This is a genomic window from Indibacter alkaliphilus LW1 (assembly GCF_000295935.2).
Lineage (GTDB): Bacteria > Bacteroidota > Bacteroidia > Cytophagales > Cyclobacteriaceae > Indibacter > Indibacter alkaliphilus.
Genome location: NZ_ALWO02000027.1, coordinates 53,891 through 79,880 on the forward strand (window position 1 = coordinate 53,891; position 25,990 = coordinate 79,880).

At 39.9% G+C, this 25,990-nt stretch carries 16 protein-coding genes, 1 pseudogene and 1 CRISPR repeat array; of the genes and pseudogenes, 9 read left to right on the forward strand and 8 right to left on the reverse strand.

Going from position 1 to position 25,990, the window contains the following annotated elements; translation table 11 throughout:
* Positions 1 to 75: 75 nt before the first annotated feature.
* Positions 76 to 318, forward strand: a pseudogene (locus tag A33Q_RS22360) (rRNA adenine N-6-methyltransferase family protein); the annotation flags it as partial.
* Here A33Q_RS22360 and A33Q_RS22365 read toward each other — a convergent pair.
* The 4 genes from A33Q_RS22365 to A33Q_RS07465 form a co-directional block, all read right to left on the reverse strand.
* A complete protein-coding gene (locus A33Q_RS22365) occupies positions 312 to 854 on the reverse strand; it encodes a GNAT family N-acetyltransferase (RefSeq protein WP_009036286.1) in 543 nt (180 codons plus the stop codon). The pseudogene A33Q_RS22360 and the gene A33Q_RS22365 overlap by 7 nt on opposite strands.
* A gap of 37 nt (positions 855 to 891) precedes the next feature.
* Positions 892 to 1,425 (reverse strand): dihydrofolate reductase family protein, encoded by a 534-nt coding sequence (locus A33Q_RS07455; protein ID WP_016254871.1) that lies wholly within the window; start codon positions 1,423 to 1,425, stop codon positions 892 to 894.
* Between the two features lie 81 nt (positions 1,426 to 1,506).
* Positions 1,507 to 2,148, reverse strand: coding sequence for a YdeI/OmpD-associated family protein (locus tag A33Q_RS07460; protein ID WP_009036287.1), 642 nt, complete (start codon positions 2,146 to 2,148; stop codon positions 1,507 to 1,509).
* Positions 2,135 to 2,524, reverse strand: a complete 390-nt coding sequence (locus A33Q_RS07465) for a DoxX family protein (RefSeq protein WP_009036288.1) — start codon at positions 2,522 to 2,524, stop codon at positions 2,135 to 2,137. Before A33Q_RS07465 ends, A33Q_RS07460 begins: the two co-directional genes overlap by 14 nt.
* A gap of 402 nt (positions 2,525 to 2,926) precedes the next feature.
* On the opposite strand from A33Q_RS07465, the gene A33Q_RS07470 reads away from it, so the two are divergent.
* Genes A33Q_RS07470 through A33Q_RS07480 form a run of 3 tightly spaced genes read left to right on the forward strand, consistent with a single transcriptional unit; the run spans position 2,927 to position 6,172 of the window.
* A complete protein-coding gene (locus A33Q_RS07470) occupies positions 2,927 to 3,508 on the forward strand; it encodes an RNA polymerase sigma-70 factor (protein WP_009036289.1) in 582 nt (193 codons plus the stop codon).
* Positions 3,505 to 4,476, forward strand: coding sequence for a FecR family protein (locus A33Q_RS07475; protein ID WP_009036290.1), 972 nt, complete (start codon positions 3,505 to 3,507; stop codon positions 4,474 to 4,476). Before A33Q_RS07470 ends, A33Q_RS07475 begins: the two co-directional genes overlap by 4 nt.
* On the forward strand, positions 4,463 to 6,172 hold the full coding sequence (locus A33Q_RS07480; protein WP_009036291.1) for a peptidase associated/transthyretin-like domain-containing protein: 1,710 nt from the start codon (positions 4,463 to 4,465) through the stop codon (positions 6,170 to 6,172). Before A33Q_RS07475 ends, A33Q_RS07480 begins: the two co-directional genes overlap by 14 nt.
* A gap of 686 nt (positions 6,173 to 6,858) precedes the next feature.
* Here A33Q_RS07480 and A33Q_RS07485 read toward each other — a convergent pair.
* Entirely contained in the window at positions 6,859 to 8,697 is a 1,839-nt protein-coding gene (locus A33Q_RS07485) for a serine hydrolase (RefSeq protein WP_009036293.1), read from the reverse strand.
* 455 nt (positions 8,698 to 9,152) lie between these two features.
* Here A33Q_RS07485 and A33Q_RS07490 point away from each other — a divergent pair, with 455 nt between their 5' ends.
* Both A33Q_RS07490 and A33Q_RS07495 read left to right on the forward strand, forming a co-directional pair.
* Positions 9,153 to 10,394, forward strand: coding sequence for a hypothetical protein (locus tag A33Q_RS07490; protein WP_009036294.1), 1,242 nt, complete (start codon positions 9,153 to 9,155; stop codon positions 10,392 to 10,394).
* A 44-nt stretch (positions 10,395 to 10,438) separates the two neighbouring features.
* Positions 10,439 to 12,790, forward strand: a complete 2,352-nt coding sequence (locus A33Q_RS07495; protein ID WP_016254875.1) for a TonB-dependent receptor — start codon at positions 10,439 to 10,441, stop codon at positions 12,788 to 12,790.
* A 722-nt stretch (positions 12,791 to 13,512) separates the two neighbouring features.
* Here the strand turns inward: A33Q_RS07495 and A33Q_RS07500 are convergent.
* From A33Q_RS07500 to A33Q_RS07510, 3 genes are all read right to left on the reverse strand, one after another.
* On the reverse strand, positions 13,513 to 14,622 hold the full coding sequence (locus A33Q_RS07500) for a nucleotidyl transferase AbiEii/AbiGii toxin family protein (protein WP_009036450.1): 1,110 nt from the start codon (positions 14,620 to 14,622) through the stop codon (positions 13,513 to 13,515).
* Positions 14,619 to 15,383, reverse strand: coding sequence for a DUF6577 family protein (locus A33Q_RS07505; protein ID WP_009036451.1), 765 nt, complete (start codon positions 15,381 to 15,383; stop codon positions 14,619 to 14,621). Before A33Q_RS07505 ends, A33Q_RS07500 begins: the two co-directional genes overlap by 4 nt.
* 1,181 nt (positions 15,384 to 16,564) lie before the next feature.
* Positions 16,565 to 17,887 (reverse strand): ATP-binding protein, encoded by a 1,323-nt coding sequence (locus A33Q_RS07510; RefSeq protein ID WP_009036453.1) that lies wholly within the window; start codon positions 17,885 to 17,887, stop codon positions 16,565 to 16,567.
* Positions 17,888 to 18,878: 991 nt separating this feature from the next.
* Between A33Q_RS07510 and A33Q_RS21800 the strand changes: the two genes are divergently transcribed.
* From A33Q_RS21800 to A33Q_RS07530, 3 genes are read left to right on the forward strand one after another with little or no spacing between them, the layout of a single operon-like run.
* Entirely contained in the window at positions 18,879 to 20,864 is a 1,986-nt protein-coding gene (locus A33Q_RS21800) for a tetratricopeptide repeat protein (protein WP_009036455.1), read from the forward strand.
* A 5-nt stretch (positions 20,865 to 20,869) separates the two neighbouring features.
* Complete coding sequence (locus A33Q_RS07525; RefSeq protein ID WP_009036456.1) at positions 20,870 to 21,199, forward strand: nucleotide pyrophosphohydrolase; 330 nt, start codon at positions 20,870 to 20,872, stop codon at positions 21,197 to 21,199.
* Positions 21,196 to 23,409 (forward strand): DNA/RNA helicase domain-containing protein, encoded by a 2,214-nt coding sequence (locus A33Q_RS07530; protein ID WP_009036457.1) that lies wholly within the window; start codon positions 21,196 to 21,198, stop codon positions 23,407 to 23,409. The genes A33Q_RS07525 and A33Q_RS07530 overlap by 4 nt, the downstream gene beginning before the upstream one ends.
* A gap of 700 nt (positions 23,410 to 24,109) precedes the next feature.
* A CRISPR array of direct repeats spans positions 24,110 to 25,925; the repeat unit is 30 nt; unit sequence ATTTCAATTCCTGTATGGTGCGATTGAAGG.
* The last annotated feature ends 65 nt before the right edge of the window (positions 25,926 to 25,990 follow it).

A 25,990-nucleotide genomic window follows, 5' to 3' on the forward strand; every position in this document is an offset into this window, starting at 1 on the left:
ATTATTTGGTTGCGCAAATTATTGTAATTTTTTCTTAGGAAAATCAATCAGGGTTAGAAAAAAGCAACTTTACTTTTATTTTCAAAAGCCCGAAATGTTCAAATAGTCTGCTGTGAATTTAGGAAATTTGTAGTGCCGAAGTTTCCATTCAAGGTGTTGTCAAATATTCCGTATGGCATTACTTCCAATGTTTTCAAGATACTAATGTTTGAGGGACTTGAAAAATTTCTAGGAGGTTCTATTGTGCTTCAGTTTGAGGCCGCAAAAAAGATGTTTTCAGCTAAAATCCATAATCCTTATACTGTATTCTATCATACTGTTTCGAATTCTTTTGGGTAAATGACTGTTCCGGATATGTTTTTAAGTCCATCTACAACTAACTCAATTGCCATAAAAACATTTGAAGGAACCTGAAAAGGTGCCAAAATCTTCCATTTGTCAGCTGATTGAAATCCAAATTTCGGGTAATAGTTTTCGTGCCCCAACACTATGATGGATTTAAAACCCAATCTTTTTGCCACTTCAAACCCTTTTTTGATCATTTGGCCTCCTATTCCTTTTTTTTGCAGTTCTGGTCTAACAGCCATTGGCGCAAGGCCTAAACTTTCGTTCAGGTTTCCGTCGGCGTCTTTAATCTGAATTTTAGTAAATAAAATATGGCCAATTATTTGGTTATTTTCAGTGGCAACAATTGAAAGTTCAGGAACAAAAATTGAGTGATTCTTTCTTAATGCTTCTACCAATTCAGCTTCATCATTCCTTCCGAATGCCGTGACATTTAGTTTATATACATCATTGTAATCTCCAGGGACTTCTTGCCGGATAGTAACTTGATATGGTATTTTATTTTCCATCTGTATTATGTAGTGGTTATAGAATGAAGAAATTACTTTACCTTTTTCTTCTGTAGAACAATTGCGTTAATCCTGTTTCAAATGACTTTGCATCCACGAACTCCAGCATTTGTTCAGGTCTTCCATCTTTAAAAAGTCTTGTGCCTTGGCCTAAGAGTATAGGAATAATTGAGATGATAAATTCATCAATCAAATCATGTCTCAAAAGTTCATTGATGACTTCAGCCCCACCATCACAATAAATATTTTTACCTTTTTCAGATTTCAATTTTTCAATCAAATCTGGCAAGCTGCCAGTGTAAAAAATTGTTTTCCCGGTATTTGGTCTGCCATTTCGCGTGATTACATAAACATCCCGTTGCCCATTGTCGTAGTGTGATGTGCCGATTTCTTTTATTACATAATCGTAGGTTTTTCTTCCTAGAATTATGGTGTCGATGTTAGCAGTAAATTCTTTATACCCATAATCTTCGCCTTCTTTTTCAACTAATTTTAAAAAGCTTAGGTCATCATTGGGTTTTGCTATGTAACCATCTAAACTTATGGCTATAAAAAGGGAAACTTTACGCATTTGATTTCAATTAATAGCATTCCTGAAACTGTCTTTGAAATATAAACTTATTGAATTTAATGTCGGTTTAGCCAATACTCCTTAACTTTTGTATTCATCATGTAGCCCTATTCCGTTTATAATCTGCTCTTTGTATTTCAATATTCGTCTAATTCTAGTTTGCGATTGCTTGGGTTGTGAAAAGTGAATGATATAACCTCTTCGCCTACCTGGTGTCAAGTCGTAAAATGCTTTCTTGAATGCAGGTTCTTGTTCAAATACTTCAAGTAGTTCATCAGGTATTGGTTCAGGGTTTTTCTTGAATTCTACTTTTTTCCCGCTTTCCTCAATGGCTACTGCCTCCAAAATGTATGATTTCAAAATAGCTTTAACTTTTTGGATGTCTTCTGTATTTGTGAATTTTATAATTCTGGCCGACTGTATATTCCCTTGTTGTTGGAGTATTTTGTACTTGTCAGCCAATAATACTCCTTTGAAAAAACCAATAGTTGCGGATTCTTTTAATGCACCGACTGAAACAATGTTTTTCCCATTATGAGTATACACTGGTGCTCCCCACTTTATTTCTTCAGTTAACCCGGTTGCTAAAACTATTTGTCTTAGTGATTCTAATTCTTTACGCCAATTATTGACTTTACATTGGGGTGTTGCGCCATATTTACAACGCATGCAGCCGTCAAGCAAATATTTGTCAACATGGGGGTTAAATTCAAATTTCATCATTAGCTTTTGTTAGTTTTCTGTCTGCTGGTCTAAAATACCATGACACTATAGTTAAAACAAGCAATAGGGCAGGACCAAAATATTCCACCAATTCATCTCTGACAGCAAGATGTGTGAAAATTGCCCCCGACATCAAAAAGAAAAATCCTGCATAAGCCCATTCTTTAATTAATGGCATTTTAGGAGCCAGAACTACAATTACACCCAATATTTTCCAGACACCTATGATTGTCAGGAAATAATCAGGGTAGCCTAAGGTATTCATTTTTTGAACTTCCTCTTCCAATTGGACGAGTTGAACTATTCCTGTAGAAATCATTCCCAAACAGAGCCAAATGGTTGCTACCCAATAAGTGATTTTATCTCTTTTTTTCATGGCATGTTATTTTAATTTACTTATAATTTTTTCGAGTTGGTTATGAGCCATATTGATGCCTTGTGCAAAAGGGAGTTTGAGCATTTTGTCTCTGTCTTCCACAGATTTAAAAATGATTTTCTTTTTTTGTATTCATTATATTTCTTTAATATAAATTATGGTAAAAGTGGATTTTTAAAAATGGTCTTGAGAATTTATGCAATTAGATGTGAACAGTAAGGAGATATCAAAGCTGATTTATGTGCTCCTTAAAGGATTGATTGTAACGCCGTGGTTCAGTCCTAAATTTTAGCATTTCACTCACTAATTTTTCTATTAAGATAGGGGTAAATGGCTTTTCAGTTTTCTTAATTAAAAAGCAAAACCAAAATCTTATCTTGTGGGGGAATATAAAGGAATCTCATGCAGGCTTTAGATCAAAAGGTTTTCACTGACATACTCCAAGGAGATGTAGCTGCATTTGAAATATTGTTCAAAAGCCATTATTCAGCACTCTGCCGTTTTGCGTATCAATATCTTTCCGATAAGGATGCCGCGGAAGAAGTCGTTCAATCTGCTTTTATTGGGTTTTGGGAAAAAAAGGAAAGCATTCACATAGATGCTTCCTTAAAATCCTATTTGTATAGTTCAGTACGCAATGCTTGTCTCAATGAACTCAAGCGACTCAAAGTGAGACAAGTGCATGCTGAAGCTGTGGTAGCAGATGGAGAACGATATACACATGCTGCTGATCACCAGGCAATCAAAAATGAACTTGAATCCAAGATTCAAGAGGCCATAGAAGCTTTGCCCGACCAATGCCAGCTGATCTTCAGAATGAGTAGGTTTGAGGATCTTAAGTACCAGGAAATTGCAGATGCTTTACAGATTTCCATCAAAACAGTCGAAAACCAAATGGGAAAAGCCCTAAAATTGATGCGTTTAAAATTGAAAGACTATTTACCTTTCATAGTAATCTTTTCTGCACAGCTGTTAAAACTATGAGTCAGGAACCAGAACATATAGAAATATTGATCGGAAAGTTCCTGGTTGGTGAAGCCTCAGAAGAGGAAATGAGTGAGCTCAAGGAATGGACTGCCCAATCCTATGAAAACCAAAAATACTTGGAGGATGCACAACTGATTTTTGAAAAAGCTCAACTGTCAGACATGCCAGAGTTTGATGCTGATAAAGCTTGGAAAAAAATTGAATTGGATGTAGAGACCTCTAAAAGAACCATTTCTTTGTTTCCGGTGGTTTGGAAAATAGCTGCTGGGCTGATACTGCTTCTGGGCCTTTCTTACTTATTTTATATACAAAAACTTCCTAACCAGGAAATTTTGATGTTGAGTGAAAATGAGGTGGTTACAGAGATTTTACCCGACCTTACGGAGATTTCTCTTAACCAACGGTCCGAAGTCCAGGTGGACTACCATCCCCGTAAAAAAACCGGCACCATCCATCTGATTGGGGAAGCTTTGATCAGCATACCAGAAGAAAAAAAAGTCAATTGGACCGTGAAGGCTGCCGGCTTATTGATAGAAGACATCGGCACGGTATTCCAGGTGAAGGCATACCCTGATCAACCCATAGTGGAAGTGAGCGTCAAGGAAGGTATCGTCCGCTTTTATGCGGAAAACCAAGAAGGGATCATGCTCAAAGCAGGGGAAATGGGCAGCTATGATCCCGCTACTGAGTTGTTTAGCAAGACTGTCGCAGATGCCAATGTGGCGGCTTTCAAGACCAAAATTCTTGATTTCCATGAGGAGGAACTTCATCAGGTAGTAAAAAGACTGGAGTCTGTCTATGGCAAACGCATTGTTTTAGGTGGAAATATGGCTTCCTGTAGACTGACGGTTTCATTTGACAACGAAACGTTGGAAACGGTGCTTTCGATCATAGCCGAAACCTTGGGCGTTGAGGTCATAGATGAAGGAAATATGATCAGGTTTAGTGGAGATGGTTGCCAATAGAAGGATGTTGACGGACCATTGGAAGGGTATTCACCGCTTGGTAGGTTTGATTTTGTTTTTCAGTATCCTGTCTCCCTTGAATGCACAGGAGCTGCCTATTTTGGAAAAAAAGGTCAGCATTACCTCAGAGAATGAATCTCTGGAAAACTTACTGAAGCGTTTGTCCCAAAAAGTAGGCTGTGTTTTTTCCTACAGTTCTTCCGTGATCGATGTCAAGAGAACTTATAGTGGCACCTTTAACGATCAGCCTTTGCGGTTAATTTTGGAAGAGCTATTTGCAGGTGGGGTAGAAGCCAAACAAAAAGGGGTTTATGTCATTCTCAGCCCCCGTCAAATATCCAAGAAGGAATTGGTGGTGAGCGGCTATGTGGTAGATGAAAACACAGGAAAGGCCATCAGGGATGCCACCGTCTATGATCCGATCACCCTCAAATCCTCCATTACAGATGAATTTGGTTATTTTCAACTGGCAATAAAAAACCCCAACTTGGACAGTGTTCGCCTGGTGGTCAACAAGAAGGATTATGGGGATACCCTTCTGGTCAATGATCAGTTGAATCCATTTCAAAAAGTCCTGCTAAAAACCAGTGAGGTAGATCTCGAAGGGGTGGGAAAGAGCCTCGCGAAGCCCATGAAAGACGCCTGGCAATGGACAAAAAAATCCATGGGATCCACCAACTTGGAGAATGTGAGTGATACCCTCTACAGGAAAGTCCAGGTTTCTCTTGTGCCTTTTATTGGAACCAACCGCAAACTGTCCGGCAATGTGATCAACGATTACTCATTCAATGTTTGGGGAGGTTTTTCTGCAGGTACCAATAAAGTGGAGTTGGGTGGCTTGTTCAATATCAACAAAGGAGATGTGAAATTCCTGCAAATGGCAGGATTATTCAACCTGGTAGGAGGGGCCATGCAAGGCGTGCAGATGGCTGGTCTTACCAATGTGGTCCTGGATGATACCAGGGCTGTTCAGATGGGTGGCCTGGGCAACTTTACCTCTGGATCCTTGCAAGGTGTGCAATTGGGTGGGGTATTGAATCTTGCCACCAAGGAAGTAAAAGGAGCACAGTTGGGAGGTGTGGCAAATTACGCCCACTCCGATCTCAGCGGTGTACAAGTGGCCGGCATCCTGAACATAGGCAACAGGATAAAAGGTTCTCAAATCGGACTGTTCAACTATGCAGATAGCATTAGCGGTGTGTCTATAGGCCTGCTGAGTGTTGTCAGGAAAGGTTACCGACAGGTGGAAGTAGGGGCTGATGAAGTTTTGCCCTTGAATTTTGCATTCAGGACAGGTACAAGGAATTTCTACAACATCCTATCTGCCGGATTCAGGCCTGATTTTACAGATTCGGTGACTTGGGCATTTGGCTATGGGGTAGGTGCCGCACCCAGGTTGGGGAAGAAGGTATTCATGAACATTGAACTGAGCAGTTCCCAGATGAACCTTGCCAATGTAGCGGCACTCAATCTGATCAACAGGGCATACATAGGGCTTGAGTACCAGTTCGGCAAGAACATCGGCATTTATTTTGGGCCTAGCATCAACTGGCGGCTTTATGATACCGGATTCCAGCATCATCCCGACATGTTCACATACGCCAATCCAAGGATTCAGAATGAAAACAGTCCTCGAGAAGGAAGTTTTGCCAGCCAAATGTGGTTTGGAGGAAGGGCTGGGTTGCGGATTTACTAAATACCTGCTTTTTAGTGTTTTAGGGTATGGGGAAGCCAGGCAAAGATGGCCATCCTAAGTTATAGAGTGAGGGGGAATTAGGATAGAGAATCGGTGAACTGAAAGTAAAACCTGTTTTGAGGACGACTTTTAGACTTTCATTGTATGTCGAAGGTAATTGGCTTCCATTTCAAAGTTGTTAGGAGAGTTACTTCTTCAAGAACTATTTCTTATATAACCGTGGGGTTTGCGGTTTAGGCCATACCATCCAATAACCTTAAAGGTTAATTTTTCTTTTTAGGCTTTTGAAAATTCTGTTTAAAATAAAAGAGGGGGTTGAACGGTAGATATTATTTTTTTCGAAGTAATAACAGGTTATATAAAAAGGAAATGTAAATGAAGTACTCCCTTTAATACCCACTTCGGATTTAAGGATTTTACTTAGGGCTTGCTGAAAAAGTCTCAGGTATGCCAGATTCAAAGCGGGCGAATGAAGATGTATGCTTATACTTCGAGTGAGCCCAATGAAGAAGATGGTATGCCTGAGGCTAGCCTTAAAATTTCGATTTTTAAAATTTTAAGGAGCACGGAAATCAAGCTATAACATTGAATAAGCGTGCACCTGCTTAAAAAGAAAATACCTGACAAACAGGGTATTCATCAAAATTTAAAGCATTTATTCTTCAGTTGGCGTTTTTCAGCACGCCCTACTTAAATGCTGGCAATAGGTGGTCCCATATCAAATTTAGTTCAGCTTGCATATTGGGAATATCTGCTGTGGTAACAATTACCGCATTTTTCTCCGGAAGCACCAAAATAAACTGTCCGTTGCGGCCATCTGCCCTATAGGAGTTGTGCCGGCTACGCCAAAGCTGATAGCCATATCCCTGCAACCAGTCAGAGTCATTTGCCTTGACCTTGAGGTCTTCCTTTTTAACTCCAGCCGGTAGAGAAGGTACCTTTGCCGAAGAAGCCTCGTTAATCCAACTTTCAGATAGTAGCTGCACTCCGTTCCACTTCCCCTTTTGTAGGTAAAACTGCCCTAATTTAGCCATATCCTCTGTTTTTACATTCAGTCCCCAACCACCAATCTGGATTCCCTGCGGACTTTCATCCCAAGTTGCTCCTACTATTCCCAAGGGTCTGTAAAGACGTGGCTGTAGAAAATCTAAAATCCTCTCTCCTGAAACTTTTGTTAGTATGGCTGAAAGCATGTATGTAGCCAAACTGTTGTATACATAGGTAGTACCTGGAGGATGTTCTAATGGAAATGCGAGAAATCCTTCCACCCAATCAAGCCCCTCGGTTTCCCTCAGGACACCCGTTGGATCCACATCGTGACCTACTGTCATTGTTAATAGATGGCGGATTTCTAACGCTTGAAGATGGTCACTTATCTCGTTAGGAAGTTTTTCAGGGAAAAACGAAATGACCTTATCAGTCACTTTTAAAAGATCTTCCTGAACAGCAAAGCCAATCGCTGTTGCAGTGAATGTCTTGCTAACTGAATACATGGTGTGGGTTTTGTTGGCTGCATTTTCACCAAACCATTCCTCAAAGACAACCTTTCCATTTCTCAAGATCATCAAGCTGTGGAGGTCTTGTTCATTCTTGTTAACAGCATTTAGGTATTCAATAATCGCTTGTGAATTAAAGTTTACCTCTTCAGGATCGCTACGGGGAAGTGCTTTAGATAAGGTGATAAAATTGACTAATTCTACCCCCTTATTTGAGATGGCTTCCTTTACCTTTTGACTCGTCCATATATCTGTGACACCCTGTCGATCTTCAGCGACATTCTCATATCCGTGATGACCAACACCTTGCATTTCTACATTATCATAGGATGGGTGGTCTACAAACATATAGGATTTTCCGGGTTCAAGGTTATCCAACATTCGGATAAAGGATGCTTCCTTCTCCGAAAATGTTCCCTTAGCACCATCATAGGAGACCCCAATAATTCCCAATGGCTGCATGACTTCTCTATTCATCACAGGAAGGTCATATTCGGCAGAGAGCTTCAATACCATTTGAGCTACATCAGGATGGAAACTAGTAGATCCCATATGCCCTGAGAGGTGGCTCACTTGTGGAACGTTCTTCAAGCCAAGTTCTATTTGGGCCCGGAATTCCTGTTCTATTTCATTGAGTTTCCATTGATTCTCAATAACTGCAAGTCCAGGATAATTTTCATTAGGTCCCATCATTGGAAAAAAATAGCCGTTGTCATCTGTTAAAGAAGGGCAATGGGTCAATGGTCTCCATTTGATGCCATCCCATTCACTGGTGATGACCAAATGCAACCCCACATCAATACCGGTGTTTTCCTCCAACATTTTTGCTGCTTCAGGAAACCAAGGTGTCACCACCATCAACTCGATAGAAGTTTCTATACCGTTAACATAGGTGTCTATACTTGCCAAGTTCGCTGAACGGGAAGAACCCATGTCATCTCCCCTTACGATCAGTTTAGGAGCTTGCTGAGCGTAAGAAAAAAAGTGAATAAATGAGAAAAATAGGATAAGTACAGATTTCTGTTGCATGGGTCTGGCTATATTTTTTTAAGGATGAAAAGTACCAAATTTATGCCTATAGATCACTCTGTTTTTTTATGTTTTATTCCTCTAATTGAAGTATGTGTGTTTTTTTGTAACCATAAAGTGCTAAAGGCAATAACAAACTTAAATGAGATGCAAAGTCAGTGGCAAACTGGCAGCTGATGAAACTTCCCTTTGCATAAATTGAATTTATTGCCAATGATGTCTGGAAGGCTATTTTGAAAATCATGTTTAGTCAGGAGAGAATTGAAATAATAAGGCTCAGACTGTATATTTTTGAAAGTTATTGGTGAGTTTCATTTTTATATGATATTTCAAATATTATCCACCGGAATCTATTTTAAGATTAAGGTCAACATAAACTTTTTGATAAATTTTTAATCCCCGCATAGGGGTGTCCGTCCACTTGCTTGTCATGATATTGAAACGAAACCAATATCATGATCACATTTAATAAATTTCTTATTCTATCAGCATGGCTGATCTTCTTTCCTTTGGTATCCGAAGCAAGAACTGCTTCACATTTGTTGATCCTAACATATTCAACAATTCAGCATGAAGGCGATTCGACGTCCAATACCCTTTCTTCTAAAAGTGTAACAAAGACTTGGTTGGAAGCCTTTCATCCAGAGGTAGCGGACACCATCAATGTCCCGATTCAGGTATCCTTTGTGCCTTTTATGGGGACCAATGGCCTGCAATCTGGCCAGGCCATCAATGATGTATCCATAAATATTCTAGGTGGATACTCTGCTGGAACCAGGGCTTTTGAAATGGGAGGCCTTTTCAATATCAACCGGGGTGCGATGAGAGGAGTCCAATTGGCAGGACTGTTCAATCAAGTAGGAGGTAATGTTGACGGAGTTCAGCTGGCCGGAGTTTTTAACTCCAATCTCAGTCATGTCAAAGGCGTGCAATTGGCCGGTACTGCAAATTTCACCATGGGATCTGTGGACGGGGTACAACTGGCAGGAGTGATGAACTTTTCACCGAAAAGTGTTAAAGGCGTGCAGCTTGCCGGTACGCTCAACTTTACCGCAGATGAAATGGAGGGTACCCAAATTTCAGGATTGGTCAACTTTGCTGCAAAAAGGATTAAAGGAACCCAAATTTCTCCAATCAACTATGCTTCCAAAGTACATGGCTTTCAGCTTGGGGTATTCAATTATGCAGACAGCATGAGCGGTGTGCCTGTGGGACTGATCAGCTTTGTCCGAAGCGGCTACCATACAGTAGAACTAAGCTACAATGAGGTGCTGCCTTTGAACATAGCCCTGAGAACAGGGAAGAGGGAATTTTACAACATTCTTTTTGCGGGCATGCGGCCAGAGATCAGCGAGGATGTCACCTGGGCATTTGGTTATGGTATAGGAACTTCACCTAGGTTGGGCAACAGGTTATACCTGAATATCGAAGCCAGTTCAGAGCAATTGAACCGTGGCAATGTGGAAGCATTGAACTTGGTTAACAGGCTATTTATTGGCGTTGACTTCCAGGCCTCCAATAAAATGGGCTTGTTTGTCGGGCCCACTTTAAACTATAGGGTATACGATACAGCCTATAACGGACACCCTGAGCTGTTTACTTTTTTTGCGCCTCAAATTCACCGCGAAAGAACCCATGTAGAGGATCTGGCCAGCCAGCTATGGTGGGGATTTAGGGCCGGAGTCCGCTTTTTCTGACCACCGCCCTTCCAGCACGATTTATCCATTTTCAAGCTTTAATTATGAATGGGAAACTATCGATTAACATATTGATCCTAATGGCCTTGTTGGTTACTTTCCAAGCTTCGGCCCAGACTTTGACCCAGACTGTTAGGGGAAAAGTAACCGACCACATCACCAAATCCCCCATTCCAGGGGCTAACGTCATGGTTTTGGGTTCCGATCCACTCATTGGCGCAGTCACGGATGGTTCCGGGGATTTCAGGATTACACAGGTTCCCGTCGGTACCCATACCTTGCGTATCGGCTTTATAGGATATAAAGATGTTATTCTCGCCCAGGTTCAGGTCAATTCAGGAAAGGAAACTGTACTGACCATTGTACTGGAGGAGGAAATCAATCAAATGAACGAAGTAGTGGTTTCTGCTACCGAAAAAGAAAGAACCATTAACGATATGGTTACGGTCAGTGGAAGGACCTTTTCGGTGGAGGAAACCCGAAAATATGCCGCAGCCATCAATGACCCCGGAAGGATGGCCACTTCCTTTGCAGGTGTGGTGGGTGCTGATGACGGCAACAACAATATTTCCATCAGGGGAAACAACCCCAACGCCCTGCTGTGGAGAATGGAAGGCATCGATATCCCTAATCCAAACCATTTTGCAGCTTCAGGGGCTGCCGGAGGTGGGGTCGCTATACTCAGTGCTCAATTGTTAGATAATTCTGACTTTATTACCGGGGCTTTCCCAGCTGAATATGGCAATGCTCTTTCTGGTGTATTTGATCTTAATTTACGAAAGGGAAATAATGAAAAGCGGGAATTTACCGTGCAGGCAAGTTTATTGGGAACTGACATAGCAGTAGAGGGACCTTTCTCGAAAAATTACAGAGGTTCCTACCTGATCAACTACCGTTATTCCACTTTATCCATGCTGGCGGGTTTGGGTGTGCCTCTAGGGGATTTCGTAACCAATTTTCAGGACCTGTCCTTTAATTTTTTTCTACCAACAGGGAAGAAAAGTACGGTTACGGTTTTTGGATTTGGGGGATTGAGTGATCAGAACAGGAATGCCCTTCTGGACTCCCTGAGCTGGCAGACAGAATTTGATAGGATGAATTCAAACTTCTTTTCCAACACTGGGGCGGTTGGTATTAAGCATGCTTATATTCTGAATAAATCGAATTTTCTTCAAACTACTGTTTTGGCCTCAGGGAGCAATATGGGGGATAAATACGGCCTACTAAACCGGGATTACATGAATGAAGAGCGGTTTTATTCGGAATTTGGGCAGTCCAAAATCACCTTCAGCTCAGTGCTCAACACCAAGATTTCCCCTAAGTACAGCCTCAGGAGCGGGGTTTTTCTCAACCAGTTATATTACAATGTCCTTGAGCAGGGTTATGGGGGGAATGCTGGACAGATGCAGACCCACATTGATGCCAAAGGGAGCACACAAAGCGTGCAGGCCTTTTCCCAGCTCAATGTCCGGGCTAGCCAACGTCTCACTTTGAATTTTGGCGTACACTACCTGCAGCTGATCCTGAATAATTCTACAGCGGTAGAACCGAGATTTTCGGCTTCATATGCATTGGATGAAAAACAAAGGATCAACCTGGGCTATGGCCTACACAGTCAGGTGCAACCTTTGGGGACCTATTTTGCCCAAGTGGAAGAAGATGGAGTCATTACTTTTCCAAACAAAGACTTGAAACTTAGCAGGTCTCACCATTTGGTGTTGGGCTATGACCGCTCGCTCAATCCATACTTAAGGATGAAAATTGAAACGTACTATCAGCATTTGTATGACATCCCTGTCATACCAGGTGTCAATCAGACTACCTCTATACTCAACCAGGAATGGTCACTGATGACTGACCATTTGGTCAACACAGGTTTTGGCAAAAACTACGGGGCGGAATTTACCTTGGAGCATTTTACCTATCGGGACTTTTACTTTCTTTTATCCACCTCTTTTTACAGATCACAGTACAAGACAGAAGAGAACCTATGGCGAAACACCCGCTTCAATGGTAGGTACAATCTGGCCTTTACAGCAGGCAAAGAGTATCATTGGAAAAAGAACCGTTCCTTTGGAATCAACCTGAGGACCATTTATGGTGGAGGTTTATGGAATACCCCAATTGATTTGGAGGCATCCATTGTACAGGGTGGAACAGTATTGGTGGAATCCTTGGCTTTTACTGAGCAGAATCCTGCCTATTTCAGGACCGATGTACGTGTAAGTCTCAAAAGGAATCGGCCAAAGTCCACACGGACGGTGGCCTTGGATGTGCAAAATGCCACCAATAGGAAGAATGTGTTCGGTAGGTATTTCGAGCCGATGGATGGTAGTATCAATACGGTCTATCTGGTTCCTTTGATTCCAGTCCTGAGTTACCGGGTAGAGTTTTGATCGGGAGTATTTAAATTTTCCTGATTCTTAATTTAAGCACTTTCGGTTTTTTTATGTTTGAAGTAGCCCGCGGATAGAGCCTGTCCCGATTTTTTCGGGAATTCGGAATTCTTGATCTTTTTGTTATTTTTTGCATCAAGGCAGAAAGTATAAGACCAATCTCCTACCATTTCCCCCCACCCATAAAATACCCTGTACAGGGTAATTTTACCAGTTCCTTTAATAAAAAGAACTCCCCGGAAGGAGTTCTTTAAGGGTAATTCAAACTAGTCTACCATCAATTCTAGGAGAGGTACTCAACTTTCTTATTCCAAAATAATCCTCACGATTTTACAGGGAAAATTATTCACTACTAAAAATAAATTATACCACCTAAAAACAAGGTTTTTAACGGACTTTTTATTCGATCGGATATTCCGCCTGATATTGACCCCCTAAAATAGGAGGGGAGATATTCCGGATCCTTTGGTTCTCAATAGGGGAGGGGATTTATCAAATCCAAAAAAAGTAAATGCCTTAAATGATCCTGGAAATCCAAAGCCAGACCTTGTAAGCTCAGGATCAAAAAAAAACCAGCCCTACAGTAGATAAACTTCCGTGCAAGGAATCTCCCAAAGCCCTCTTTTCGCTATTGTGAATTTTTATAAAAACCTTTAAAAATTACTTGGAATTTAAGACAGTACCTCGATTTAGCCTTTATGTCCGATTCAGAAAGCCTCCTTTTATTCATTCTTGCTGGTATTTAGAAGTTGCACAGTTTGATACCAGTAGTAAAAGGAGGATTTATCCGGCTGTCTCTTTAATTTGTTTAGAAAATTCCATTCCTGGTTTTCAATGCTAAGGGATTTTATTTCTTGACCTTCAAAATAACCTATTGGGCTTAGATCATTCAGTAGAAGTTTGGTTGCTAAATATGCAATGAGGGCCGAAGCAGAAATAGCATCGTCAATCCTGAAATTTCCACTCATTAGAAATCCAGTGCCAAAAGCACGGATTCCCTTTTGCAGTTCTGCAAACTTTGCTTGCTCATCTTTCGTACCGCTACCACGTTTCGCAATGATTAGGCAAGTATCAATGGTGTCTTGCAAGACAGTTTCAGGGGTTAGGGTTCTTATTGGATCTTCATTTTTTCTATAGGCGATTTCATGTTCTGCAAAGGCGTTAAAGCTTGCAGCCACAATTTTCATGTTTTGAACCTGTTCGAATAATTTGCTTAAATCAAATAGTTGCTTACAGATTTCCATGGAGAATGGCTGATTGTCTTTTCCTTTGAAATATGGAATTCCAATAGTGTTCGGGGCAAAAGCGGTGAGCTTGTCGCCAGTTATGGAATCAATGGATGGTAGGTGTACCGTAAATAGTTTTTCTGTTTCTATCCACTTAGTTTTAATGGGTTTTTCAATCAGCTCCGGATAGATTGAATCTTCAATCAATACATCCAGCAAGATGGTACCGGATCCTTGCATTTTTGTATCAAAGAAAAATTTATAATGTGCTTTTGGAATTCCCGGCTTATAACTCCGATGTTCATCTGGGTCGTAACCCTTGAATTTCGATGTTTCAATAACTTTTTGAAGAATAGACTCAAGCACTTCTCGCTCGACCTTACAAATGATATCAATATCAATTGAAAAACGATTGTCTTCTTCCAATAATAACACAAGGCTTGTACCTCCTTTGAAAATAAAATCAAGACCATTGGCTTTGAGCTGTTCTAACAGATGGAGGGCATAGATCATTTTCTCCAAGATAATCTTATCAATCCGTTTGTGATTTTTTTGCTTTTTGAAGCCGTCCAACCACTCTTCTGTGAAACACTGCTCTCTTATCATTCGATAATGTCTTTTACAAGGTAATACATGTGATTTGTCATAAACTGTTTTATTTCCTGTTCTCTATCTCTCCTTTTCGCATAGCTGAACAGTTTAGTAAAGTTGATTGCATATTTACTTATTGCATTTTCATAGATATTTATCAACTCAGATCCATGTAGAAAGTAGAATAGTTTTTCTTCCGTAAATAAATCGACCAATATTTTTTCCAAAAGAGGCGTATAGACCTTTAGTTTTTTCTCGGTTCTTCTTGCAATTGGCGAACGGGTAATTAGCTTTTTGATTACAACAGGATGTTCACTCTCAGCGATGTAAAATTCAATAGCCTTATCATCGGGGTTAAGGAAAAGCTCATTTTTTGATGAGTCTTTTAGTTCATAGTACAAAGATTCAATGAAGTTCTTTTCAATATCAATGAGTATAATTTTTTTGCTTGTCTGATGTTGTGAAAATTCATTTAACCACTTCGTTTCCCACAAACAATGTTTGGTGTCCTCAAATTTGTAAGTAACCTTTTTAGCAAGCTTAATGAGTTCTTGGGATATTTCAGGTTTGTATTTGGGTTTATATGAAATGGCATAAAGACCTCTCTTGAGCGATCTGATAATGTTTTTATTTTTTAAGTCATAGATTCTCCATCCGAAAGTCCCTTCTTTTAGGTCGGGTTCTAAATGTCGATAGAATTCAAAGAGATCTTGCCTGGTGAAAGACTCTCTGCCCTTAAATTCTTCAATCAGTTTATTTTCTATGATTTTCGGCATTAATTCCAATTTTTGCCAAAACTACAAAATTTTGGTGAATATTTGAAATCAAAAAAATGCCAGTAAATTAAAATACTGGTAAAAATTGGAAATCCTGAGGGATGGAAGATTTGGCTCTTTTGCAAGCTTGCAGTAGGCCGAGCGGCATTTGGCTGTATTTTTCCCACAGCCAAAAACGCAAGACTTGCAAATGAGTGTTGGCAGTCCCGAAAGCCTTCGGTATCAAAAATGCGAAGCAGGGGCTTTTTATTTTTTCTTTCTTTTCAGTCGTCTGTGTCTTGGTACGGTTGCACTGTTGGTAAAGTCGAGTCAGTCCGGTCGTATAGTAGGTAAATATTTCGATATGTCTGTTGTTGCTCTTCATTGTCAAAGTGTCCGCTGTCTTTTTAGCATGTGCCCCAACATTTTGCTTTCATTATAAAAGAAAGCATTCTAATTAAGGTTGCTTTCCGTTATTACAATAGGAATTTCCCACTCCCAAACCTACCCATTCCCCCTCTCCCATAAAATACCCTGTACAAGGTGATTTCACCAGTCTCTTTAAGGGTAATTCAAACTACTGCTACTATCAATTTTAGGAGAGGTACTCTACTTTCTTATTCCAAAATAATCCTCACGATTTTACAGGGACTGATCATTAACTACTAAAAATAAATTATATCTACCAAAAATCAAGGTTGTTAACGGATTTTTTATTTCAAATAGGATATTCCGGCTGATAACCTGTCCCGAGCATCGGGATTGCCTCCCTAAAACAGGAGGGAAGATATTACGGATCCTTTGGTTCTCAATGGGGGAGGGGATTTACCAAATCCAGGAAAAATAATAGTATGCCAAAATCATGGAAAGCCATAGTCAAACCTCATAAGCTCAGGATCAAAGAAAACCAGTCCTACATTAGATGAACTTCCGTGCAACGAATCGCCTGAAGCCCACCTTTCGCTATTGTGAATTCAATAAAAACCTTTAAAAATCACTTGGAATTTAAGACAGTACCTCGATTGTTCCTTCGTTGTTCCTTTTCGTTCTGCTTTTCAGTCAGCGTTGGGAAAACCATACTCTTTGCCAAGTTTTGGTTTGTGTGTTGGCTGGTGCGACTTGGCAATCCCGAAGGGTCGGAACAAGTTGTGTATGGCTTTGAGCGTTGGCATTTTGTGCAATATGTGCAATTATTGTGCAATTCAGGTTAACGTGTAAAATGCCCCAGCTCCTTTTTGTCCACTTGATTTTAATACGTTTTTTTCTACTAATTCGGTCAGGTCGTTACTTGCCGTATTTCGAGAACATTCATTTAACTTTTGGTATTCGCTGTTTGTTATTTTTTCGTTTTCCTTTACATACAATACTGCCTTAACTTGCCTGTCATTTAAGCCCAATTCTTCTAGGTACTCTTTATTGTAAACATCTTTTTTGAACTCCACCCAAAATCCCGAACTCCTGTAATAAAAAGCAGGTTCAGGCAAGCCCATTTCCAGACATTGTTCGGTCATTTTTGAAATTCCGCGTCCCCAAGATTCAATGTAGCCGCTTCGGAATAGGGCGGTAGCTATATCCGGGTTATAGGGTTTGGATGAGTGCTTTTCCAAAAGTGTTTCAATAGTCCAATCCTCGGGTAATTGTCCTTCGTTCCAAATCATTAGTTTGTCTTTGTAAACGCTGATTTGAATGGGAACACCGCCCGAATAATCCTTGTGCGCAACTGCGTTTAGCAAGGCTTCTCGTACAGCTTCCCGAGGATATTCAAAGGTTTCGATACGGTGGATGCCCTCATAACTGATAAAGGCTTTGAAGTACTTGGAAAACAATAATTCCATTGTCTTCTCAATTTGCTCAAACAGGTTGCCGTGGACTTCATCTTGAAAACGCAAATCACTGTCCGATTCAAAATACCCGATTTTGATATACGCACCAGTTACAAACATTTCGGGATTGGGGTGGAACAGCAAAAGGGCTGCTCGTTTTAGGTATTTGTTCTCTTTGAGTTGAAGGTTTTCAATAAGTTGTTCGTTCGTGTCACTGAGACTGTCATCAGAAAGGCGCTGGCTTCTGATTCCTCTTTTCTTGAAAAAATCGAAGGTTTCCTGTTTTAAATCGCTCACCGAAACATTGGGGATAGGTACGCCATCCCATTTCTTGCCCTTCTTTTGTAACATAAATTTGTCCAAAGCCGCACCTTTCAACTCTTGTTTGGTACTTCCGCTCCTGTAATGGTACTGTCCTTTATAGTTTACCGGGTAAGGATAAGCTTCCACTACGATTTCAATGAAATCACCTTCTTCGGTTTCGTGTAGATTCACATCTACCAATACACCCAAAACATCACGTACTTTATTAGGGATGTCTTCCAATAGCTTTTTGGAATTTTCAATTCCGGTTACATTGCCGTTATCATCTTTGCCAATAAAAATGGTACCTCCATTGGCATTAGCAAAACCACAAATCCATTTAAGATATTCGTCTCTCCAATTTACTTTGAATTCAATATTTTGCGATTCTGTTGTCACTACCTATAATTAATTATGTCTTAGCTTCAAATTTACTCTTTTTCCCTAATGTCATATTGTTGTTCGGTTTTTTCTACACTGAACGCTAAAGGCCAGGTTAACCTCCGTACACGGACAGAGATCTGATTGTATGTGGTTAACCGGATGTTGAATGATACCCACTTTCCACAATAGCGGATAGCATTCCATTTCGGCATGTTTTAATAATATCATCTAAACTCACATTTCCCCAAACCTACCATTTCCCCCTCTACCATAAAATACCACGTACAGGGTAATTTTACCAGCCTCCTTAATAAAAAAGAACTCCCCGGAAGGAGTTCTTTATGGGTAATTCAAACTACTGCTACTATCAATTTTAGGTGTTGTACTCTACTTTCTTATTCCAAAATAATCCTCACGTTTTAAAGGGACTGATCATTAAAACTAAAAATAAAATATATCTACCAAAAATCAAGGTTGTTAACGTTTTTTTTATTTCAAATGAAATTCCGGATGATATTGACCCCTATAATAGGAGGGGAGATATTCCGGATCCTTTGGTTCTCAATGGAAGATTTACCAAGTCCAGAAAAAGTAAATGCCTGAAATGATTATAGAATAACAATTTCAAATCTTTACTTCATCATTTCCAAGTCGATAATTTAGGCTTAGGTCCAACATATCTTATGATTCAATGAAATAAAAAGTGGCTCGGCTGCATTGTTTTTCGTAGTTCTTCTAATAATGACCCAATAAAGCCCTTGTAGCAGGCAGATATTTTAAAGCTTATCGAACTGTGACTTTACCATCTTCTTCCAACAGGTCTTTGGCTACCTGCTTTTGTTTTTTAATCAAAAAACTGGACATTATTAGGAGCATAGTAAAATGTTAACCTTAATAGAGGTTTTCTTGAAGGCCATTGCTCCTTACTTTGTCCTATACCCAGTAAGCATTATATTTACACTTTACTGACACTCCAAAAAGCTAAAAATCTGCTTACATTTATTTTATGACAATTTATTTTCAGAGGTCCGAATTTCTTTCTAGACTATTCCCAAACATTGATATCAATAACGATGAACAGCTAGAACATGCCCTCAAAAACTTTTATTCTTTTGAAGGACTTTCACCTAAAGTAAGTATCTCGAAAAATTCCATAGAAATAGTATTCCCCAAAAACCAGGTAAGAGAAGACAATTCAGGTTTTACAAAGGCTACCAATCTCTGTGCACAAGGTAAGTTTTCCGAAGCAAGACCCATCTTGGAAAAACTAATCGAAAACTACCCTACAAATAGTGAATACTATAGAAACCTTGCTCAGACCTATGAAGAAGAAGGGCAACATGAAAAGGCCATAGACATCTTAATAGATGCCCTGAAATGGGACCCGAAAAATCACTGGGCCCTAATCTTGATGGGGAATATTTATGCCCGCTATTTTGATGATGTTCACACTGCCATGACCTATTATGATCAGGTAGTGGAGTCTGATCCGGGAAATTATATAGCACTAAACAATATTGGGGGAGCATTTCTGCAATCAGGAAAACTCAACCTGGCAGAAAGATATTTAAGCAAAGCCTACCAGGCAAATCCGAAATATCCCAATATATCATTAGGCATGGGGCTGTTGAACCTGCAGAAAGGAGATATGCGCCAAGCTTTCCAATTTGCTGTTGAGACAATCAGAAATGAGCAGAAATCTGCCGGACAGGTTTACCAAACAGGTCTGCAACTTGCCTTAGATGCTGCCCAATATCTTGTGAAACAACAGGTGGGAAAAGAAACTTTGGTGGACTTTATTCAGGAGATCGAAAGACTGACTGATAAAGAGGTCAGGATAGAAAAAGATGAGTACCTTCCTACAGCTGCTAAAGTAGAAATTGCTGAAAACCATGGAAGAGATTTTCACAGAATCCTTCATAATCCAAAGTATCCGCAAACAGATCATCTGATCGCGCATGAACTGGTGCATCTGAAACTGGCAGCAGAAGCGAGAACTGCTGGCAATAACATGCTCTTTATTGCTAAAAACGGCACTTATAACCAATTTCTTAAAACCATTGAGGCAAGCCTTAAAAAACTGGAAAAGAGGGGTATTCCCGATACCAGCATTGCCAAATATTCCAAAGACCTGTTTGATGGTATCTTGAGGCAGGTTTTCAACACACCTATAGATCTTTTTATAGAGGATATCCTTTATAGAGATTATCCCGAACTGAGATATGTTCAATTCATTTCTCTTTTTCAGCTCAATCAGGAAGCTCATAAAGCCGTAAATGATCCGAAAATCATAGACCTTTCCCCTCCGGATATCCTTACAAAAAGCAGGATTTTCAATGTGGTTTCTGCCAGGCATTTTGAAACCCTGTTTGGAGTCAAGATGGAAAAACAGTACCAAATAAGACCATTTGAAAAAGAGCAGATTGATGCCTTTTGGGAGGAGTTTATTGAGTACAGAAATGACCGGGAAGCAGGGGAGGAGTATGAGTTGGTGCAGCATTGGGGAGAGGACCTGGAGCTGGATCCCTATTTTGAACTTGTAGAAGAAAAGGAATACCGTTCCAAAAATGAGAAAACTTCGAAGAGACCTGAAGATGTGCTCACCCAAATAGAGAAGGATCCTATGCAAGAGGGAGCCCTTGAAGAGGATGAACAAGAAGAGTTAAGAAAATTCAAGGAGCAACATACAGGTAAGGATATCAATATGGCTGTGGCCATGTACATGGTTGGAGCTCTGGAGCATTTTAAGGGAATGCCCAAAGATCAAGTAAAAGATATCGCATTTGAGATTGCCATGCTTGGCAGGAATGGCATCAATCCTGAGAAGAAAGGTTACAAAGTCAACAAAATTCCAGGCCAATCATTTTCAGGCTATAAACTTTTGGCATATTATTATGTAAGTTGGGCTGTAGCAATACCTGAAATGCTTAAGGAGCTGCAAATGCCTTTTGATAAGGAATATGAATTGGCAAAACAAATGACTGAATCATAAATACTATGTCAGAAATAAAACAGTTAACAGAAAAATTAATTGACTTTCGAGATCAGAGAGACTGGGCCCAATTTCATAATCCAAAAGATTTGGCTGTGGCATTGAATATTGAGGCAGGTGAACTACTTGAAGCATTTCTTTGGAAAAATGCAGAAGATGCAGACTCCGCAAAAGTAAAGGAGGAACTGGCAGATGTCATTGCCTATGCCTTGTTGTTAGCTGATAAATACAAGTTTGATGTTTTTGAAATAGTTTCAGAAAAAATTATAGAAAACGGCAAAAAATATCCAGTCGATAAAGCTAAGGGTACTGCAAAGAAATATAATGAGTTATGAGTTCTATAACTGACATTGTTATTGATTTAAACAAATACCCTTTTTCAAAGAGTGCACTTTCCGAAATTGCGGAGAACAAGTGGGTGAAAAGTCAGTGGCCTTTAGTGTATCTTATAAAAAACGACAAACGGAAATTGGCCTATGTCGGAGAAACTACCAATGCTTTTAACAGAATAAAAAACCACTTTGCCAACGAAGATCGTTTGATCCTCAATACCATTACATTGATTGGCTCGGACCGCTTTAACAAGTCCGCAACACTTGATATTGAATCACAACTGATCCAGTATTTATCTGCTGAAAATACCTATAAACTCCAAAATGGGAATGGTGGATTAACCCATCACAATTATTACGAAAAGCCTTTCTATCGGGATATTTTTAAGGAAATATGGTCAAGGCTGAAAAATGAGAAATTAGTCAGCAAATCGATTGAAGATATAGAAAACTCTGACTTATTCAAGTATTCACCTTACAAAGCCCTGTCCGATGACCAAAGGGCCTCCGTAATGGAGATTATTCATACTTTGAACACCAGAGAGTTTTCAAGCATATTTGTAGAAGGCGGCGCAGGGACGGGGAAGACCATCCTTGCAACATACTTGATGAAGCTGCTTCATTCACCGCTCCCAGCTGCCGATGAAATTGAGGATTTGGAAGGGTATCGGTTAGAGGAGTATCGCCTGCTTGAAACATTTCACCAAAATTTCAAGGATGCGAAAATCGCTTTGGTAGTCCCCATGACCTCCCTGCGAAAAAGTTTAAAAACTGTATTCGGAGCAGTTGCCGGGCTTAAGACAAGTATGATTATAAGCCCTTCAGATGCTGTAAAAAAGGAATACGACATACTTATTGTTGATGAAGCTCATCGCTTGGCACAACGTAAAAATATACCCAACTATGGATCTTTCGACGCTACCAACAGGTCATTGGGATTGGGAAATGAAGGCACACAACTAGATTGGATATTACGGAGTAGTAAGCATCAGATCTTTTTTTATGATGAAGCACAGTCAATTAAACCGTCCGACATCCCCAAGGAAAAATTCAAGGAGTTAAAGATTAAATCAGCAAAACCGATTCAACTCACCTCCCAAATGCGTGTCTCTGCCGGCAACGATTACATCAACTTTGTTGACCGTCTACTGAAGTGTCAGCCGCTGGAAAACATGTCCATACCTGAGGGGTATGACTTCCGTTTTTTTACTTCCTTCCAGGACTTTCATAATGAGATTATTGCCAAAGAAAAAGAATTTAAATTGAGCAGACTCATTGCAGGCTATTCCTGGCCATGGATTTCAAAAGCAGACAAAAACTTATATGATATTGAAATTGAGGGGAAGAAATTGCAGTGGAACAACGTCCATATAGATTGGATAAATTCGGCTGATCCGGAAGTTGAAGTAGGTTGCATTCACACTACCCAAGGATATGATCTGAATTATACTGGGATTATTTTCGGTAAGGAGATAACTTACAACGAAAAGTTGAACCGAATAGAAATAATCAGAGAAAACTATTTTGATAGAAATGGCAGTGCAGGCATAAATGATGACGAGCGATTGAAAGAATACATAGTCAACATCTATAAGACCATTATGTATCGCGGAATTAAAGGGACTTTGGTCTATGCCTGTGACCCGGTGTTGAGAAATTATTTGAGCTCACATATTAAAAACGCAAAATCAGTTGAGGTTGAGGAAAATGCTCCACCCGAAGAAGAGCCTGTTTTGAGAATCCTTGATTTTGAAAAAGTGGAACCTTATAAAAATGCTGTTCCCTTGGTTGATATTCAGGCCGCGGCAGGTTCCTTTAGCGAGAACCAGCAGCATTCAGAATTAACCTGGGTTGGAATTCCTGAAGGAATCAGAGTTAGTGAAGGGGATTTTATATGCAAAGTGGTTGGTGAATCTATGAACAAACGTATCCCTAACGGTTCATTTTGTTTATTCAAGAGTTATTCGGGAGGATCTCGAAATGGTAAAATTGTTTTGGTTGAATCAACCAATGTTCAGGATGCAGATTTTGGATCAGGATATACTGTAAAAGAATATCAAAGCGTAAAAAAAATATCCGAAGGGGAATGGAGCCATGAATCCATTGTGTTAAAGCCGCTTTCAACCAATGAGGAATACTCAGATATTGTTCTTAACGAAGATGATTTAATGGACTTTAGGGTTGTTGGGATTTTTGAGAGAGTAATAGAATAGACAAAAAACAACATTATGATTAAGTCATTTGGTAGAGAGGTTATCGGTTTTAATTTTGATAATAGCGATACTTTGGAATATTTTTTCATTGACAGACTGACGCAGTTTAAATTGAAATAAGCATAATTTATTCTGATGGTATTTTGCTATCATGTTTCAAGACGCCAATTCCAATATGTCGCGATTGAGAGAGTTGTTTTGTTATGTGAGTTTTTTCCTGCCGCCATCCTGAACCCTCGCTAAAAACCTTCACTGAAGGTTTTCTAAACGCTCGGTCCCAATTCCTGTATGGTGCGATTGAAGGATTTTAGGGAAATGCCTGAGTATGGTACTTGGATCCATTTCAATTCCTGTATTGTGCGATTGAGAGGGTTGATTTGTAATATATGTGTTTTTCCTGCCGCCATCCTGAACCCTCGCTAAAAACCTTCACTGAAGGTTTTCTAAACGCTCGGTCCTAATTCCTGTACGGTGCGATTGAAGGAACTGTTTTGCTGTTTCGTGTAATCAGATTTCCAAAATTTCAATTCCTGTATGGTGCGATTGAAGGAATTTGTCCCAATCCTTAAATCCATTTTGTATATATATTTCAATTCCTGTATGGTGCGATTGAAGGGTTGATTTGTAATATATGTGTTTTTCCTACCCTTCAACCTGGCCCCTCGCTAAAAACCTTCACTGAAGGTTTTCTAAACGCTCGGTCCTAATTCCTGTATGGTGCGATTGAAGGCCGCCTGCTTTTATTCCATCCCGAAAAGCATTAACAGATTTCAATTCCTGTATGGTGCGATTGAAGGCAGCTCGATAAACAAAGCCCCAAGAACTCCCAGAAGTATTTCAATTCCTGTATGGTGCGATTGAAGGTTTTGATTTTGAAGTAAGAAATTTTGCATCTGATTTATTTCAATTCCTGTATGGTGCGATTGAAGGATAGGAACAATATATCAATCGTTGAATTGGTATTATAATTTCAATTCCTGTATGGTGCGATTGAAGGGAGGATTCCAATAACGTTTTCACCAACCACGGTAGTATTTCAATTCCTGTATGGTGCGATTGAAGGTGTAGGGGTGATCACGGCAGGATTTGCCACAATTTTATTTCAATTCCTGTATGGTGCGATTGAAGGACTGAGGCTGAAAAAGAAACACTTTTTGCATACAGATTTCAATTCCTGTATGGTGCGATTGAAGGTGATGCACTGGCAGCCAAAGGGTCTATGACAGGGTATTTCAATTCCTGTATGGTGCGATTGAAGGGCACATGGCAAAGTTTCACCAGATAGCATTAAGGTCATTTCAATTCCTGTATGGTGCGATTGAAGGAATCACTACCGTAGATGGACTTATCTGTGAAAAGAACATTTCAATTCCTGTATGGTGCGATTGAAGGTATTTGGCTCAAAAAATATAACATTATGGCATTTGAATTTCAATTCCTGTATGGTGCGATTGAAGGCCCTTGCCGTAGCCGGTTCCGGAGGAACTTACGACAATTTCAATTCCTGTATGGTGCGATTGAAGGTGAAAATTGATCCCGAAAGGCATTTGGATGCATACTATTTCAATTCCTGTATGGTGCGATTGAAGGACCTGATATTAATAGTAAGTCAGATTTTTATTTCGGCATTTCAATTCCTGTATGGTGCGATTGAAGGTATTCATTGTAAAGGACGTTGACATAAAAAGCAGGAATTTCAATTCCTGTATGGTGCGATTGAAGGAAGGTTTGACCCCTTCAGATGTCGATAAAGTAATATGATTTCAATTCCTGTATGGTGCGATTGAAGGTAAGCGATCAGCGGTTAAGATAAGGGTTACATCATATTTCAATTCCTGTATGGTGCGATTGAAGGCGATAATTCCACAAGTTCCTAACATGAGCTCAAATAATTTCAATTCCTGTATGGTGCGATTGAAGGCCTGCTTCAGTCTTGGTTCCATCTGCTACGGGGGTGGATTTCAATTCCTGTATGGTGCGATTGAAGGGTAGGTTCCTTACGAAATCACCCGTACAGTCATTGTATTTCAATTCCTGTATGGTGCGATTGAAGGTTGGGTTGCTGATTCAGACGAACAGGGAAATCCTATATTTCAATTCCTGTATGGTGCGATTGAAGGCAAGTTTGAAGATGCTATTAAACTGGCTGAAATTTTATTTCAATTCCTGTATGGTGCGATTGAAGGGATTGTCTAGATCTCCGATAAGGCTTTCATTGTCTTATTTCAATTCCTGTATGGTGCGATTGAAGGTTCATTGACAGCGATAAGCTGCGCCTGATTGAGAAGATTTCAATTCCTGTATGGTGCGATTGAAGGAGAATCCAATATCTTAATTGGCTTCATTCCTATCAAATTTCAATTCCTGTATGGTGCGATTGAAGGTATTGTTATTGCCCGCATCGAGTCCCTGAAAATCAAATTTCAATTCCTGTATGGTGCGATTGAAGGAATTTGTCCCAATCCTTAAATCCATTTTGTATATATATTTCAATTCCTGTATGGTGCGATTGAAGGGGTGATTTGTAATATATGTGTTTTTCCTACCCTTCAACCTGGCCCCTCGCTAAAAACCTTCACTT